The organism is Rathayibacter sp. VKM Ac-2929, from assembly GCF_022815495.1.
In the GTDB taxonomy this organism is placed as follows: Bacteria; Actinomycetota; Actinomycetes; order Actinomycetales; family Microbacteriaceae; genus Rathayibacter; species Rathayibacter festucae.
The window spans coordinates 39,771-55,703 of the sequence record NZ_JALGRV010000008.1; the positions used below are offsets into that span (position 1 = coordinate 39,771).

Here is a 15,933-nt window from a genome sequence, read left to right on the forward strand (position 1 = left end):
CACCCGGTCACGACGCGGCAGCCTTGCCGCGAGGGCGTGCCACCCCGGCGGCGAGGTGGATCGCGTCCATCACGCGCATGGTGGCGATGAAATCGGCCGGACCGGTGTCAGGCTCCTCGCGGGACTCGACCGCCTGCACGACGGCGTCCAGTTCGTGGTCATAGGTCTCGCGCCCACCCACGGTGAGGCGATCGGATCGGCCGTCGCGCTCGAGGCTCACACTGTGTCCGAGGTGCGGGAGCACGAGGTTGTCGACGTCCAGACGTCCCCGGGTTCCGATCACCGACAGTGGCGCGGCGAACGCGCTCCCTGCCGCCATGCTCGCGTGCAGACGCACCTCGACGCCGCCGGGCAGTTCCAGCTCGGCGTCGATGGTCTCGTCGGCCCCCAGGGGCCCCGCGATGTGCGAGGCCGAGACGACGCTCGGCTCCCCACCGCCGATCGTGCGGATCCAGTGCACGGGGTAGCAACCGAGATCCATCAACGCCCCGCCGCCGAGCTCCGGCACATGCCGGAGCGAGGACGGCGAGAACGGGTTGTCGGCGGTGAATGCTGCCCTGATCGAGACCAGGTCGCCGATCGCACCCGACTGCACGAGATCGAGCATCCGCCCGGTCAGCGGGTGGTAGTGGTCGTGGAAGGCCTCGATCACGAGGCGACCGGTGCGTGCAGCCACCGCCGCGACCTGCTCCGCCTCGTCCGCATCCATGGTGATCGGTTTCTCGCAGAGAACGTCCTTGCCTGCCTCCATCGCCGCGATCGACCAGTGCGCGTGCTCGGATGGCGGGAGCGCGATGTAGACGAGGTCGACCTCGTCGAGGTCGAGCAAGCTCTGATAGCCCTGGAGCGCGGTCGGGATGTCGTTCTCGGTCGCAAAACGCTCGGCTGACGCGCCGTTGCGAGCCGCGATCGCCTCCACCGTGACATCGTCGCGGCGTCGAGCCGGGTTCACGAGGGCCTGCGGGGCGATGCCGGCCGCGCCGAGCAGCCCGATGCGGATCATGCGTCGTCCACGGGGTAGTCGACGTAGGCGAACGCGCGACTGTCCGGTGACCAGCTGTTGACGTTCATGGTTCCCTGCCCGCCGAACACGTGCACGAGATCGGCGGCATCCTCCCCGGCCGGACCGCAGACACGGATGATGCAGTCGAGGTCGGCCGGATGTCCGAGCGTGCCCGACGGGAAGCTGATGAACGCGATCCTGCTCCCATCGGGGGCGACGTGCGGGAACCAGTTGACCCGCTCGTCGGAGGTGAGCTGCTCGGCGCCGGACCCGTCCGTCCTCATGCGGTAGAGCTGTGCGTGACCAGGACCCGTGTCGGCGCGCTCCGAATTGAAGTAGAGCCACTCCCCGTCGTTGGAGTACTCGGCGCCGTCGTCAGGGAAGCCGTCCCTCGTGATCGCCACGTCCTCACCGCCCGCCGCGGGGATCGTCCAGATGTCTCCTGCACCCCACTCTCCGTCGACCCCGCGCTCGATTCCGATGTAGGCGAGGGTCGCACCGTCGGGACTCACACCATGGAGGAAGTGAAGCCGTCCGTCGTCGTTCGTGATGCGCGTCGGTGCGCCTCCGAGAAGGGGAGCCCTGTAAATATGCCAGTCGTTCGCCGAGATGAAGACGTGCTCTCCATCAGGGTCGAGCACGTGGTCGTTGTTCAGCTCGGGCAGAGAGCCGAAATCGATCCGCTGCGGACTCGACTCCGCAGTCAGCGAGAGACGGAACAGGTGCCCGTTCCCGTTAATGATCAGAGCGGAACCGTCCAGGCTCCAGTTGGGAGCCTCGTAGAGCACCGAATCCGACTCGTGGACGATGCGGTCCTCTCCGGTGGTGATGTCGATGATGTGGATGCGGGAGCGCTGCCCTGCAGCGAGTTCGCGGGCCATGGAGTTCCTTCTCGAGGTTCGTCGTTCACTTGAGGGCGCCGGCGGAGAGGCCGCGCTCGAAAAGCTTCTGGAGGCAGAGGTAGGCGACTACCTCCGGGAGTGCGGTGATGACGGCCGAAGCGAGCACCTTCGTCTGGTCGTCGGTGAACTGGCCCTGGAAGAAGCTGGGGACCTGGGTCACCACCTGGAAGTCGGCGTCCTGCAGGAAGATCAGCGGCAGGAGGTAGGAGTTCCACGTGCTGATCAGAGTCAGCACCACGACGGCGGCAGCGATCGGCCTGGTCAGCGGAAGGATCACGTGCCAGAACGCTTGCATAGTCGTCGAGCCGTCGATGCGCGCAGCTTCGACGAGGGCATCGGGGATGCCATTGACGAAGGTGCGTGTGATCAGCACGGTGAACGGGATCTGCAGCGCAGCCAGTGGCAGGACGACGGCCCAGTAGGTGTTGTAGAGGTTGGTCGAGGTCGCCGTGACGAACAGCGGAGTGATCAGCACCACTTCGGGCAGGGTGAGGGCGGCGAGGAGCATCCAGAAGAAGAACTCCTTGCCGCGGATCTGCAGCTTCGAGAACCCGAAGGCGGCGAGCATCGTCGCGGCCCACACGATTGCGATGGTGAGAACGCAGATGATGACGCTGTTGCGGAAGAAGAGTGGCAGCTCGGGCAGCGCGAGCACGGCGAGGTAGTTGCCCCAGCCTTGCCCTGCAAGCGAGCCCTGCACCATCGCGACGAGGGGGAAGAGGAACGGGAGTGCGAGAACAGTGATCAGCAGCTGAAGGAGCAGCTTGCCGGGGAGGGTGCGCGCTTCGAGCATCAGGAGTTCCTCTCCTTCTTGTCGCCGCCGCGGGCGCTGAGGATGATCGCCATCGCGAGGGCGAGGATCAGCAGAAGGACCGAGAGGGCCGCTGCGTAGCCGACGTCGCCCAGGGGCACGGCTTGGCGGTAGATGTATGTCCCGAGGAACTCGGTCGCGTAGTTCGGTCCGCCCAGGGTGACCAGGTAGGGGATGTCGAAGAGCTTGAGGGAGGCGATGGCGGTCAGCATCGCGAGGGCGACGACAGTGCCCTTGATGCCGGGGACGATGATGCTCCAGATCACGCGGATGTTGCCGGCGCCGTCGATCCGGGCGGCTTCGATGATCTCGGTGTCGATCTGACTCATGGCGGAGTAGTAGAGGATGAACGAGATGCCGGTCGACTGCCAGACCTGCATGATCATCAGGACTCCCAGGGCCGTGCTCGACTGGGCGAGCCATGGTTGAGCGAGGAATCCCAAGCCGACCGCCTGCAGCAGTTGATTGATCGGGCCTTCGCCGGCGAACATGATCCGGAAGACCGGAGCCATGATCGCGGGAGCGAGCACGACGGGGATGAAGATGACGACCTTGTAGAGCACGGCGAATCGGATCTTCGAGTGCAAGAGAACGGCGAAGAGGATCCCCAGGACCGTCTGCACAGCGAAGGTCACGACGAAGTAGACAGCGGTGTGCTGGATCGTCCCCCAGAAGATCGGATCGGCGAAAGCTCGGGCGAAGTTGTCCAGGCCAACGCTCTGCGGGTTGGGGCTGACCCCGTTCCAGTCGAGCGTCGCGACGTAGCCGTTGTAGCCGATGCAGAAGTAGATGATCCCGCCGGAGATGACCAGCGCAGGGAGGATCCAAGGAAGTCCCGACGCCCGCATCGCGGAACGGCGTGATCCGCGCCGCGCCGAGCGCGCGGTCGGAGCGGGTGGAGTGGTACCGACGAGATCGTCTGAGACGTCGCGAGCTTGCACTGACGCGTTCGTCACGGGGTCGCCCTACTGGCCGATCTTCGCGACGAGCGTGTCGATCGCATCGTCCGGTGAGACGCTGCCCTCGAGGACGGAGACAGCGGCCGAGTTCAGGGCCTCGAGCTGCTCCGGAGTCGATTCCGCGTTCCGCGGCTCGGTGATCGCGGCGACCTGGGAGTAGAGGTCCTTGATCGCCGGGATCTGCACGTCCGGGTTCACCAGACCGAGGTCGTCCCACTGCGGCTCCACCCCGACGAGACCGGGGATGAGGTCGACGGCATTCGCGATGGTCTGCGCACCCTCCTTCGTCGAGGTCAGCCACAGAGCGAAAGTGGTGGCGGCGGCGGTGTTCTTCGAACGGGCGTTCACGGCGAGTCCGTAGTCGACTTCGCCGAAGATGCCTGGGACGTCGCCGTTTCCGGCTACATCGGGGAACGGGACGGGCAGCTGCGTGAACGGCTTGGGGTCGCTCACGCCGGCGGCCGACATCGACGCCGAGGCGCTCTCGGCGCGGCTGTACTGCGCGTACCACGTCCCCATCTGAACCATCGCGGCGTTCTGCGAGAGGAACGCGTTGTTGGCATCCGGGTACTGGGTGAGCCCCACCACGTCCGCAGGGATGATGCCATCGGTCTGCATCTTCTTTAGGATCGTGAGGCCTTCCGCGAAGGCGGGATCGTCCCAGCCGACGTCGCCGCGAATGGCCTTCATCCACACCCCCGGCTCGACACTGGCGACGATGGTGCGCCAGGTCTCGACCGTGAACCCGTTCACACCGACCGCGCCCATCGCCATGCAGTCCTTCCCCACTGACTTCAGGGCCGCGCACACGTCGACCCATTCGTCATACGTCGTGGGGGCGGCGACTCCTGCCTCGTCGAGGAGATCCTGGTCAACCCAGAGCATCCCGGCGGCGACTCCGCCCATCGGAACAGCAGCGATCGAGTCGTCGTCCCGAGTGAACGAGTCCGGGGAGAAGGTGTACTGGTCGGCCCAACTTGCGCCGAACTCCTCCTCGAGTGCGGGGCGGAGATCGAAGGCGAAGTCGCCGTAGGTCGGGAACGACCCCGTGTCACCACCGGGCGCCATGTCGAAGACATCCGGGCCGGAGTTCGAGGTGAGGCCGGGACGGAGGGCGGAGTTGTAGTCGCCGTTCTCGAAGTTCTTGTAGGTCACTTCGATGTCCGGGTACACCTTGTTGAACTCGGCGATGTAGGCATCGCCGACGCTCGCGTCGGGCGTCCAGCCCCACCAGGTGATCGAGCCGGAGGTGGCGTCGCCGGAGGGGGCCGACGACGATCCGTTGGAGCAGCCGGCGAGGCCGACGGCGAGACCGATGACGGCGGTAGCAGCCGCCGTACGGGTGATGGTGCGAGCCAGAGTGCTGTGGAACCGCATTGTTCGATGTCTCCTCGTCGTTGAGTGCAGGGCCGCGTGGGAGCGGCTGGTTCGGAAAGCTAGCACGATTCGCTCAACTTGGGTACGGTACGTAAGAAAGAAATTCCGACCACACGAAGAGGTGACCCCATGGGGGACAACTACGGAGCGCTGCTCGACCTGATCCGTTCCGGAGGGTCCATCAGCCGCGTCGAGCTGGCGCTGCGATCTGGCTTGACCGAGGCGTCGGTGTCACGAATCGTCAAGCAGCTCCTCTCCGACGGGGTGATCGCCGAGACCGGCCGGGGAGCCTCAACGGGAGGCAAACGGCCGACTCTTCTACAGCTGGACAACGCCTCCCGGCACGCGATCGGCCTGTTCATCGCAGAGACTCGCGTGGAGTGCGTGCTCACGGATCTGGCGGGACAGGTGATCGCGTCCTCGACTTCGCCCGGAATGGCTCATCAGAGCCGGCCCGCGCTCGTGGCGCGAGCTGCTGAGGCTGTCGATCAACTGCTGACCGATGCACGAGTGGAGTCGGAGACGCTTCTCGGTATCGGTGTCGCCGTCTCCGGACGGCAGGCTTTCAGCGGATACGCGACCCGAGTGCATCCGTTCGACCTGGCGGAGTGGGAGTGGTCGTCCATCGAGCGAGACCTCCGCGAGGCGACCGGCCGCTCCATCTCCGTCGAGAACGACTCCACCTGCGCGGCGATCGGTGAGTTCTGGAGTAGCCGCGCACCCGCGGCGAAGGACTTCGGCGTCGTCAACATCTCGAACGGCATCGGCTTCGGGCTGGTCGCAGGAGGCGACGTCTACCGCGGCGCAACGTCGAACGTGGGTGAAATCGGCCACATGGTTCTCGACGTCGACGGCCCCGAGTGCCCGTGCGGGAACCGCGGCTGCCTGGAGCGGCTGGCCGCACCTCCGCAGATCGTCGATAACGCACTCCAGAATTCCGGTCTTGTCGAACGCTTGGGACTGTCGGGGGACGGGGAGGACACCCTCGAGGACTACGACAGGATCGCGACGGCCGCGGTCGGCGGCGACGACGAGGCTCGAGACCTGCTCACGGCTGCGGCTCGTTACATCGGTATCGCGCTCGTCTCCCTCACGAACGTTCTGGACCTCGAGCGGATCGTTCTCACCGGGCCGGCGCTGGACATCGCGGGTCAGCTCGTCGTCGATGTCGTGGCGGCAGAACTCCAGAAGCGCGCCTACGTGCGCGATATCCACCCGACCGAGGTGCGGCTGGCCGACTCCGGACGGCACTCCTCGGCGATCGGCGCTGCAGCCCTCGTCATCCACGAGCGGCTCGGCGCAGTCCGCCGACCGAGAGAACTCGCGATCGTGGGCTGATCGCCACCCTCGGCGCTCGTACTGAAGAAGCACCCGACGAAGGAGTCACGATGAACAACGCAGCGACAGGAACACGGCCGGACTCGACTCCGGGTGCCCCGGATTGGCTCCGGCCTGCTGGGCGCACGGGCTTGACGGTCTCGGCGATCGGTCTCGGAGGAGCACCCCTCGCCAGCATGCCGGAGGTACTCGGCTACTCCGTACCGGCTGACAGGGCCGTCGATCTCGTCGAGGCGGTGCTGCGCAGCCCGATCGCCGTGATCGACACGTCCAACGGATACAACGACGGTGAGAGCGAGCGCCGCATCGGCACCGCTCTCGACCGCGTCGGACGCGACCAGGACACTCTCGTCGTCACCAAGGTCGACGCATCCGGGCGCGACTACTCAGGCGAGCGGGTCCGCCGATCGGTGGAGGAGAGCAAGCAGAGACTGGGCATGGACCGGCTTCCGCTCGTGCACTTGCATGACCCGGAGTTCTTCGAGTTCGAGGAGCTGGCGGCCCCAGGAGGCGCCGTCGAGGCCCTTGTCGCACTGCGCGAGGAGGGCGTCATCGGCGCCATCGGGGTCGCCGGAGGACACGCCCCGACCATGCAGCGATACGTCGATCTGGGCGTCTTCGATGCGCTGCTGGTGCACAACCGACTCACACTGGTGGACCGCAGCGCGGAGGCGGTGATGCATGACGCGTCGTCACGAGGCATGGCGGTCTTCAACGCTGCAGTCCTCGGCGGCGGCCTGCTCGCGGCTCCCCGCTCGGGCATCGTCAGCTACGCCTACCGGCCCGCTTCTCCCGCAGTGCTCGCCGCCGTCGCGGCGATGGCGGACGTCTGCGACGACTACGGCGTCGCCTTGGGCGTTGTCGCCCTCCAGTACGCGCTCCGTGAGTCGCTGGTCGACTGCACTCTGGTCGGCATGAGCCGGCCCGAGCGGGTCGAGTGGACGCTCGACGCTCTCGCCCGCCCCGTGCCGGCCGAGATCTGGGCGCGCATCGAGGCGCTGCGCCCACCCTCGGAGCACTGGCTCGACGCCCGCGGCTGAGACACGCACTCGTCCGACAACCACTCGCCGCGAGCCCGCGGCCGGGATCCACCTCTCCGAAGGAGAACAGACATGCCCCACGCCCGCATCGACCTGCACAGCGGCTATCGTGACCGACTCCCCGAACTAAGTGCGGCGATCCTCGCCGGAATGGTACGGGGCTTCGACATGCCCGCAACCGACCTCTTCCAGACCTTCCGCCTCCACGAGCCCGGTGAACTCGTCTTCGGTCGGGCTCACCCCGAGCCTCCCCGCGAGGACATCGTCTTCATCGAGATCCTCGCCGGCGTCGGCTACGCCTCCTCCGCAGGGAAGCACGACGGCTTAGTCGCGATCGCCGACGAGCTGGAGGCGATCGGGATTCCCCGCCACGATCTGCTCCTGCACGTCATCGAGGTGCCCGCGGGGGACTGGTACTCCCCGGGATTCGCCGGTGTCGCGTGACGACTGTGCCCGCCGCGTGACGCCGAGCAGGCCGTCGCGGCAGACCGCTGCGAACCGGACAAACGGCGTTCCGGCCCCTCACCGGGCCCGCTTCGCCGTCATCGGAGCAGGCTGGCGCTCGACCGTGTACCTCGATCTCGCCCGAGCGCGACCGGACCTGTTCGAGGTGACGGCACTACTCGCCCGGCGCCCCGAGGAGGTCGGCAACTCGGCAGGTCGAGACATCGCCGTCGTCTCCGATCTCGACGCCCTGCTCGCGACGCGGCCGGAGTTCGTCGTCGTGTCGGTGCCCTGGGAGGTCACGCCAGCCTTCATCCGCGAGCTGGTCGCGCGCGGAGTGCCGGTCCTGGCAGAGACGCCACCCGCCCCCGATCTCGACAGTCTCCGAGCACTGTGGCGGGACGTCGGTACGAGTGGCCTGGTCGCCGTCGCGGAGCAGTACCCGCGCTACCCGCTCACCGCCACGATCGGAGCACTGGTGGCCGAGGGGACGATCGGCGAGCCGAGCTTCGTCCACGTCAGCTCGACACATGAGTACCACGCCGTCGCACTGATAAGAGGGCTGCTCGGCGCTGGTCGGGGACCCGTGCAGGTGACCGCCCAGAGCATGGTTGTTCCTCTGCTCGATCCTCTGGACGCGGCCGGCTGGACGGGCGCCGCCGAGCCGAGACCCGTGGTGCACACGCTCGCGAGCCTCGTCTTCGAGAACGGCACGCGCGGGCTGTACGACTTCACGGATAACCAGTGGTGGAACCCGCTGCGGCCCGACAGGCTGACGGTCCGTGGGTCACTCGGTGAGATCCACGACAACGTCGTGGTCAGGATGATCGGGCCGACCGCTCCCGTGATCTCCCGCCTCGAAAGAGGCATCTCCGGCCGCGGCCTCAACCTCGAGGGCGCCGACGCGACCACCGTTGCGTTCGACGGCCGGGTCCTGCACCGCAACCGCTTCGAGGGCGGAAGATTCTCGGACGACGAGCTGGCCGTGGCCGACCTCGTCGCCGATGCAGGGGAGTGGGTACGCGGAGAGGGGCCCCCGCCTTACTCCCTCGCTGAAGCGTGCCAGGACCACGCGGTCGCGCTCGCAATTCGCCGCGCCGCCGCCGAGGGCCCACTCGTCTCGGACCACGAGGCCTGGGCATGACTCACGACATCATGAAGAAGGGTTTCAGAATGACTTCCTCCACGGCCTCGACCGGGCTCTCGACCAACCGATATGCCGGCCGCACCGACCTGCAGACCGGTCAGGTGTCGCAGCTGATCATCGCCGATCTCGACAAGGGCACCGAGAAAGTCTTGCTCGAGCTCGACCGGATGATCGAGTCGCCAAACTGGACGCCTGACGGCCGATGGCTGGTCGTCAATGGGCAGGGCAGGCTGTATCGCCTGCCAGCAGATGGATCGGGGCCGCTGCAGGAGATCCCGATCGGCGCGGTCAGCGGGGTGAACAACGATCATGTCCTCTCGCCCGACGGGGAACGCGTCTACTTCAGTGCCGAGGGTCACCTCTACTGCGTCGACGTCAACGGAGGAGACGCCCGACGCGTCTCGAACGAGCACCCGACGGAGCAGCAGTACAGCTACTGGCTCCACGGCGTCTCACCGGATGAGAGCACACTCGCCTACGTCTCGGTCGAGCCGGAAGGCGACGAGCCGCGTGCTCGCCGCAATCTCGCGCTGATCCCGGCGGCGGGTGGGCCCGACGTGCAGCTCACTGAGGGAGTGAACGACTTCGACGGGCCCGAGTTCTCGCCGGACGGAACCTGGTTGTACTACAACTCCGAAGAGGCTGCCGAGGTGAAAGGGCACTCCCAGATCTTCCGCATGCGGCTGAACGGCACAGGGCGCGAGCAGCTCACCTTCGACGAGCGCGTGAACTGGTTCCCGCACCTGTCGCCCGATGGATCCCGCTTCATCTACATCAGCTATGCATCGGGCACCATCAGTCATCCCGCTGATGTAGAGGTGCAATTGCGCATTCTCCCGGCGGGGGGCGGCGATCCGATCACGGTCACCACGCTCTTCGGCGGCCAAGGGTCTCTCAATACGAACAGCTGGGCGCCGGACGGCCGACGTTTCGCCTTCGTCGCATACCCGTCCACGACTGCTCTCGACTTCTGAGTCGGACGGACGACACTCCGGCGGAACAGAACACCTTCGGGTGAGGCTGCTCGGCCGATGAGGAACCGAGTGCCCAGCCACAGCCGCGACATTCTTCGTCCCTCCCAGCACACCACCCTCCCGCTCCACGACCAAATTGGAAGCAGAAGAACTCATGTCTCAGCGTCAGCGTGTCGTCATCGTCGGAACCGGCATGATCGGCGCCGCGCATCTGCGTGCGGCCCGGGCTGCAGGAGCCGACGTGATCGGTGTCCTCGGATCCACCGCGTCTCGTTCAGCAGCCGTTGCTGCCGAATGGGGCGTCCCGCGTGCCTACTCCGACCTCGAACAGGTCATCACCGATCAACCCGATATCGTGCACATCTGCACTCCGAACGACACCCACGTGTCATACGGAGTGCGCATCGCTCGCGCGGGAATCCATCTGATCATCGAGAAGCCGATCGCAACGTCAGTTGAAGACGCCGAACAGCTGGTCGCCGCCGTCGAGGAAGCAGGAGTCGTCGGCGCGGTGCCGTTCGTCTACCGCTACCACCCGATGATTCGAGAGATCCGAGCACGCCGGCTCTCCGGCGACCTCGGAAGCGTGCTCCTGGTGCACGGCAGCTACCAACAGGACTGGCTCGCGTCGCCACAGGCTTCCTCGTGGCGGGTGGATGCAGCGAAGGGCGGGCCGTCCCGCGCGTTCGCAGACATCGGCTCTCACTGGGCTGACCTCGCTGCGTTCGTCTCGGGCGAAGAGCTCACCGCCACGACAGCTTCCTTCGCGATCGCCTATCCATCGCGGCCGACTGGAACGGGCGAGTCCTTCGGAGGCACCCCGACGGGAACGCCCCTTGCCGAAGTCCACACCGAAGACGTCGCGGTTGCGACATTTCGGACGGAGAGAGGGATATTAGCCAACACTGTCATCTCGCAGGTCTCTGCCGGCCGCAAGAACCGTCTCTGGCTGGAGATCGACGGATCGAAGGGATCTGCGGTATTCGATCAGGAGCATCCTGAATCCGCATGGTTCGGAGGCACCGATGGTTCGACCGTCCTTCACCGGGGGGAGGGGACGGTGTCGGCAGACCAGGCCAGAATGAACCTGATCGCCGCCGGGCACTCCCAAGGGTGGACGGACGCGTTCGCACAGCTCATCGCCGATGCTTACGCGAAAACCCGCGGAGAGAACCCGGAAGGCCTACCGACTGTGCATGACGGCCTACGATCAGTCCGCATCGTCGACGCCGTCCTTCGCTCCTCCAGAAGCAGCGCTTGGACGAACATTCGAACAGACGCTCCGTCTCTGGCGAGCAGATGACCCGACTAAGTGCTGTGAAGGCGATACCGCGGCTCAGCGCGCATCCCTCTTTCGCCTAGAGGGGATCAGGTCGCCGTGCACGTCGAGGACAGCGTGACCACGGCGAAGCGAGAACGAGAAGGGTCGACGCTTCGGTACGTCGTTGCCGGCGGCATCATCGGGTAAGCGATGCCTAATGCGGTGACGGCCGACGAGCATCGCGATCGAATTGAGCAGGAGAAGCACAGCTCCCAGTCCGGCGATCCAGGCGCCGAGCAGGGCGATGCCGCCGTCAGCGGTCGTCGTCGCGAAGGAGTGCGCGACGACGACGGACGAGGTGCAAGCGCCGACGTACTGAGCGGTGCGGTAGAGCCCGCTCGCCGATCCGGCAACGGTTGACGGCGCGGCCGCGTGCAGGATGAGCTGGTTGCCGAGGTTGTTGAATCCGTTCGGGATGCCGAGCAGCACGGCGACCCCCACGAGCAGGGAGACTGGGCTGGAGGCGTCGACGAAGAACAGCAAGATGACCCCGGCGGCGATCATGCCCGTGGTGCCCACGGCTAGGAGCGCACGCGGTCCGACCCGGCGTCCGAGCCTGGTCGCCACCAGCGTCGAGAGCACGCCAACCCCGAAGACGGGCAGCATCAGCAGGCCTGTCGCGGCGGGGTCCAGTCCGCGTGTTGACTCGAGCCACTGCGGGAGCCCGTAGAACACGCAGTAGAACGACGTGAAGGTCGCGATCGCGCGAAGGCAGGTCAGCGCGATCTGCGGATGCCGTCCCATCAGGCGCAGATCGACGAACGGCGATCCGGCGCGGAGCTCACGCCAGATCAGTGCGCCCACGAGGGGGATGACGGCGGCGAGAGCCGGCCACAGGGGTTCACTGGTGAGCGAGAGCAGGCCGAGCATGAGTGCGACGAGCGTAGCGACGAAGAGCAGGACGCCGAGCGGGTCGAGCGAACGGACCGTCGGCACGAAACCCTTATGAGGCGTCGGCTCGTCGGCGGGGACACCGCGCAGCACCCAGATCGCGGAGTTCAGGATGATCGGCAGGTTCACCCAGAAGATCCCCTGCCAGCCCGTCGCGGCGATGATGAGACCGCCGACAGTCGGCCCGAGGGCCGCCGTGGCCTGACCGCACAGGGCGGTGATCCCGATCGCGCCGACCGGGTTGAGACCGGTGGTGGCGGCTCGGCGCCGGATGATCGCCATCGCCGCGGGGAACTGGATGGACGTGCCAAGACCCAGGACGACACGGTCGATCACCAGCCACTCGACGGAGGGCATGAACGGGCCGGCGACGGAGGCCGCGAGCACGATGACGAGGCCGGCGAGGTAGACCCGGCGCGGGCCGAAGAGGTCGGCGAGTCGGCCCCCCGCGGGGGCGCCGATGGCAGCGGCGATGTACAGGCCGCTGACGAGCCAGGGGATGGAGTCGTCCGAGCCGAACTGCAGCGCAATCGGGACGAGCGCGACAGCGATGATCGCCGAGTTGAGTCCCTGCAGCACGGTGCCGGAGCCCAGTGCCCAGGCGAGACGACGCGGTAAATCGCGAGGGGTCGCCGCGGCGGGAGGCCCCTCGATGTCGGTGCGGGTCACGTGAGTGCGGCGATCTCGCTCGGGGTCGCGAGCAGCACATCGGGATGCGCGGCGAGGCGAGCGAGTATCCGCTCGGCGACGTCGGCGAAGCACGCCTGTCCGAGCACCCAGCCGAACCAGCTCAGTCCGAGGTAGCGGGGACCGACGATCTCGGCGTCTCGAATGAGCTGGTCGAAGGTGTCCTCCAGCGCCCGCTCGTAGTCGGCGAACGGCAGACCGCGCGTGTACAGCGAGAACATGTCCTCGGTCTCCAGCGGATGCGGCAGCGCGACGAGGCCGGCGGCACCGCCCGAGAGCGCGACGGGACGCTCGTCGACGGGCCAGTCGCCGAACCACGAGAAGCCCGCCTCGCGCAGCAGCGTCGTCGTCTGCGGGCTCTGGCCGCGCTCCGGCCCGAACCAGCCGCTCGTGGAGCGGCCGGTCGCCGTCTCGACGGCCAATCGCGCATCCGCGATGTATCCGCGCTCGTCCACGACACCGCTTCCCAGAATGTCGTTCGCTGCCCGCCCGCGCACGACGATCTCCTGGGCGCGCTCGGCGGCGAGCCGTGCCAGGCCCGGCATCTCCCGCACACCGGCAGCGTCGAGCGCGACCGCGACCGGCACCCCGGTCTGCTGAGCGATGTCGAGCAGGCGCCAGATGCCGACGGTCAATCCGAAGTCCCACTGCGAGAGCCGAGCGACCTGGCCGTGCCGCGGTTCCGATGTCTCGCGCCCCACTCCGCCCTACATCGTCGTGGGCTTCAGGACGCCGAAGGGCACGTCGTCCTGGTAGCTGGGCGCGTGCAGCAGCACGCTGACAGCGAGCTTCTCGCCCCCCGGGAGGGACCTGGCTCGATCACCGCTACGCGATCACCGCCGGGGCCGTCCCCCTCCGCGTGCGCGGCGTGGGCGTCGTGGCCGTCGCCACGGCCTCCGGGCTCTCGTCGCAGGAGGACCACGACCTGATCGTCGAGGGCATCCGCGCCCAGATCGCCGAGGAGGCGTCGTGATCGAGAGTCCTCCGCTGCCGCAGCTGCAGCCCGGCCAGCGAGACCGCATCCGCATCTGGGAACGCGCCACCGGAGAGGTCCGCACCGTCGCCGAGTCCCGCGCGCATCCGTACGAAGCCCCGAACTGGACCTCGGACGGCCGCCTGCTCGTCAACGCGCACGGACGCCTCTGGCTGCTGCCGGCCGACGGCTCCGACGAGCCGGTCGCGATCGAGGCACCCGGGCTCCCACCGGTCAACAACGACCACGTGCTCGCGCCCTCGGGCGACGTCGTCTACGCATCGGCGAACGACTGGCACATCTGGTCGGTGCCGATCGCGGGTGGCGAGCCGACCCGGCTGACCGAGGACGACGGCGCCCTGCACTTCCTGCACGGCGTGACGCCGGACGGCCTCCGCCTCGCCTACGTCCGTCTCGAGCCCGAGGGCGACGACTGGTGGGCGTCGGCGCGCATCCACACGATGTCCAGTAGCGGCGGCGGAGACCGGCGCATCACCACGCACCCCGGCCCGGCCGACGGCTGCGAGTGGACCCCGGATGGCGAGTGGATCCTCTTTAACACCGAGCAGTTCAGCGAGACCCCCGGCCACGCGCAGCTCGCCAGGATCCGCGAGAACGGCAGCGGCCTCGAGCAGCTGACCTTCGACGAGCGCGTCAACTGGTTCCCGCACATCGCCCCCACCGGCGACGTCGTCGCCTACCTCAGCTACCCGCCCGGAACCACGGGCCACCCCGGCGACCTCTCCGTGGAGCTCCGCCTCGTGCGGGTCGGCGCCTGGACCGAGCCGACCACGATCGTCGCGCTGCACGGCGGGCAGGGCACCGTCAACGTGCCCAGCTGGGCGCCGGACGGCTCCGCATTCGCCTTCGTCGACTACCCCCGCGACTGATCCGCAAGAGAAGGACATGAGTCACACACCTCGCATCGTCATCGTCGGCACGGGCATGATCGGCGCCGCGCATCTGCGCGCCGCCCGTCTCGCCAGTGCCGACGTCCTCGGCGTCCTCGGCTCGACCCCGCAGCGCTCCGCGGCCGTCGCCGCCGAGTGGGGCGTCCCGCGCGGATACGAGGACCTCGAAGAGGTTCTCGCCGACCGCCCCGACGTGGTGCACGTCTGTACCCCGAACGACACGCACGTCCCCTACGGCGTGCGGATCGCCGACGCCGGGATCCACCTCGTCATAGAGAAGCCGATCGCGATGTCGGTGGGTGAGGCGGAGCGGCTCGCCGAGGCCGTCGACGCGGCGGGGATCGTCGCCGCCGTGCCGTTCGTCTACCGCTACCACCCGATGATCCGCGAGATCCGAGCGCGACGACTGGCCGGTGAGCTCGGCGACCTGCTCCTCGTTCACGGCAGCTACCAGCAGGACTGGCTCGCCTCCCCGCGAGCCTCGTCGTGGCGCGTCGACGCCGCGAAGGGCGGCCCTTCTCGCGCCTTCGCCGACATCGGCTCGCACTGGGCCGACTTCGCCGCGTTCGTGTCGGGCGAAGAGCTGCTCGCGACGAGCGCGTCGATGTCCATCGCCTACCCCTCCCGGCCGGCAGAATCGGGAGCCTCGTTCGGCGGCGAGTCCAGCGGCTCGACCCTCGCCGACGTGACCACAGAGGACATCGCCATCGCGACGTTCCGCACCACGAGCGGCATCCTGGCGAACACCGTCATCTCGCAAGTCTCGGCCGGACGCAAGAACCGGCTCTGGCTCGAGATCGACGGCTCGGCCGGCTCCGCGGTCTTCGACCAGGAGCACCCCGAGTCCGCCTGGTTCGGCGGCACCTCCGGATCGACGATCCTCCACCGCGGCGAAGGCCGAGTCTCTCCCGACCAGGCCCGGATGAACCTCATCGCCGCCGGCCACTCCCAGGGCTGGACCGACGCGTTCGCGCAGCTCATCACCGACGCCTACGCCGCCGTCGCAGGAGACACTCCGGAGGGTCTCCCGACCGTCCGCGACGGTCTGCGCTCGGTCCGGGTCGTCGACGCCGTCCTCCGCTCCGCACGCACCGGGGAATGGACCGACATCGCCGGTTCTCAGCATTGAACAGCCCCTTCGCACCGGAATCGACG

Annotated in this window: 15 protein-coding genes and 1 pseudogene; 9 read left to right on the forward strand and 7 right to left on the reverse strand. The window is 67.6% G+C overall.

Annotated elements, in window-relative coordinates; genetic code table 11:
- Positions 1-7 precede the first annotated feature (7 nt).
- From MT355_RS20000 to MT355_RS20020, 5 genes are all read right to left on the reverse strand, one after another.
- On the reverse strand, positions 8-1,003 hold the full coding sequence (locus MT355_RS20000) for a Gfo/Idh/MocA family protein (protein WP_132438170.1): 996 nt from the start codon (positions 1,001-1,003) through the stop codon (positions 8-10).
- Positions 1,000-1,884, reverse strand: coding sequence for a PD40 domain-containing protein (locus MT355_RS20005; RefSeq protein ID WP_132438171.1), 885 nt, complete (start codon positions 1,882-1,884; stop codon positions 1,000-1,002). Before MT355_RS20005 ends, MT355_RS20000 begins: the two co-directional genes overlap by 4 nt.
- A gap of 25 nt (positions 1,885-1,909) precedes the next feature.
- Entirely contained in the window at positions 1,910-2,698 is a 789-nt protein-coding gene (locus MT355_RS20010; RefSeq protein WP_132438172.1) for a carbohydrate ABC transporter permease, read from the reverse strand.
- The gene (locus MT355_RS20015; RefSeq protein WP_132438173.1) at positions 2,698-3,564 is read right to left on the reverse strand and encodes a carbohydrate ABC transporter permease; all 867 of its coding nucleotides are present in this window, start codon (positions 3,562-3,564) and stop codon (positions 2,698-2,700) included. The genes MT355_RS20010 and MT355_RS20015 overlap by 1 nt, the downstream gene beginning before the upstream one ends.
- Before the next feature lie 117 nt (positions 3,565-3,681).
- Complete coding sequence (locus tag MT355_RS20020) at positions 3,682-5,052, reverse strand: ABC transporter substrate-binding protein (RefSeq protein WP_243600882.1); 1,371 nt, start codon at positions 5,050-5,052, stop codon at positions 3,682-3,684.
- Positions 5,053-5,181: 129 nt separating this feature from the next.
- On the opposite strand from MT355_RS20020, the gene MT355_RS20025 reads away from it, so the two are divergent.
- The 6 genes from MT355_RS20025 (at position 5,182) to MT355_RS20050 (ending at position 11,298) form a co-directional block, all read left to right on the forward strand.
- Complete coding sequence (locus MT355_RS20025; protein WP_243600883.1) at positions 5,182-6,390, forward strand: ROK family transcriptional regulator; 1,209 nt, start codon at positions 5,182-5,184, stop codon at positions 6,388-6,390.
- A 50-nt stretch (positions 6,391-6,440) separates the two neighbouring features.
- Positions 6,441-7,430: an aldo/keto reductase gene (locus MT355_RS20030; protein WP_132438176.1), complete on the forward strand. Its 990-nt coding sequence runs from the start codon at positions 6,441-6,443 to the stop codon at positions 7,428-7,430.
- 72 nt (positions 7,431-7,502) lie between these two features.
- The gene (locus tag MT355_RS20035) at positions 7,503-7,874 is read left to right on the forward strand and encodes a tautomerase family protein (RefSeq protein ID WP_132438177.1); all 372 of its coding nucleotides are present in this window, start codon (positions 7,503-7,505) and stop codon (positions 7,872-7,874) included.
- A gap of 100 nt (positions 7,875-7,974) precedes the next feature.
- Positions 7,975-9,018: a Gfo/Idh/MocA family oxidoreductase gene (locus MT355_RS20040; protein ID WP_308197446.1), complete on the forward strand. Its 1,044-nt coding sequence runs from the start codon at positions 7,975-7,977 to the stop codon at positions 9,016-9,018.
- Complete coding sequence (locus MT355_RS20045) at positions 9,015-9,995, forward strand: PD40 domain-containing protein (protein WP_207901853.1); 981 nt, start codon at positions 9,015-9,017, stop codon at positions 9,993-9,995. The genes MT355_RS20040 and MT355_RS20045 overlap by 4 nt, the downstream gene beginning before the upstream one ends.
- A gap of 154 nt (positions 9,996-10,149) precedes the next feature.
- The gene (locus MT355_RS20050; protein WP_132438179.1) at positions 10,150-11,298 is read left to right on the forward strand and encodes a Gfo/Idh/MocA family protein; all 1,149 of its coding nucleotides are present in this window, start codon (positions 10,150-10,152) and stop codon (positions 11,296-11,298) included.
- Positions 11,299-11,331: 33 nt separating this feature from the next.
- Here MT355_RS20050 and MT355_RS20055 read toward each other — a convergent pair whose 3' ends face one another.
- Both MT355_RS20055 and MT355_RS20060 read right to left on the reverse strand, forming a co-directional pair.
- The gene (locus MT355_RS20055) at positions 11,332-12,969 is read right to left on the reverse strand and encodes an MFS transporter (protein ID WP_308197444.1); all 1,638 of its coding nucleotides are present in this window, start codon (positions 12,967-12,969) and stop codon (positions 11,332-11,334) included.
- Complete coding sequence (locus tag MT355_RS20060; RefSeq protein ID WP_243600886.1) at positions 12,873-13,529, reverse strand: hypothetical protein; 657 nt, start codon at positions 13,527-13,529, stop codon at positions 12,873-12,875. The genes MT355_RS20055 and MT355_RS20060 overlap by 97 nt, the downstream gene beginning before the upstream one ends.
- 191 nt (positions 13,530-13,720) lie before the next feature.
- Here MT355_RS20060 and MT355_RS20065 point away from each other — a divergent pair.
- From MT355_RS20065 to MT355_RS20075, 3 genes and pseudogenes are all read left to right on the forward strand, one after another.
- Positions 13,721-13,867 (forward strand): annotated as a pseudogene (locus MT355_RS20065) (heme-binding protein); the annotation flags it as partial.
- Complete coding sequence (locus tag MT355_RS20070; protein WP_132438182.1) at positions 13,864-14,757, forward strand: PD40 domain-containing protein; 894 nt, start codon at positions 13,864-13,866, stop codon at positions 14,755-14,757. The pseudogene MT355_RS20065 and the gene MT355_RS20070, both read left to right, overlap by 4 nt.
- 16 nt (positions 14,758-14,773) lie before the next feature.
- Positions 14,774-15,907, forward strand: coding sequence for a Gfo/Idh/MocA family protein (locus MT355_RS20075; protein WP_243600888.1), 1,134 nt, complete (start codon positions 14,774-14,776; stop codon positions 15,905-15,907).
- The last annotated feature ends 26 nt before the right edge of the window (positions 15,908-15,933 follow it).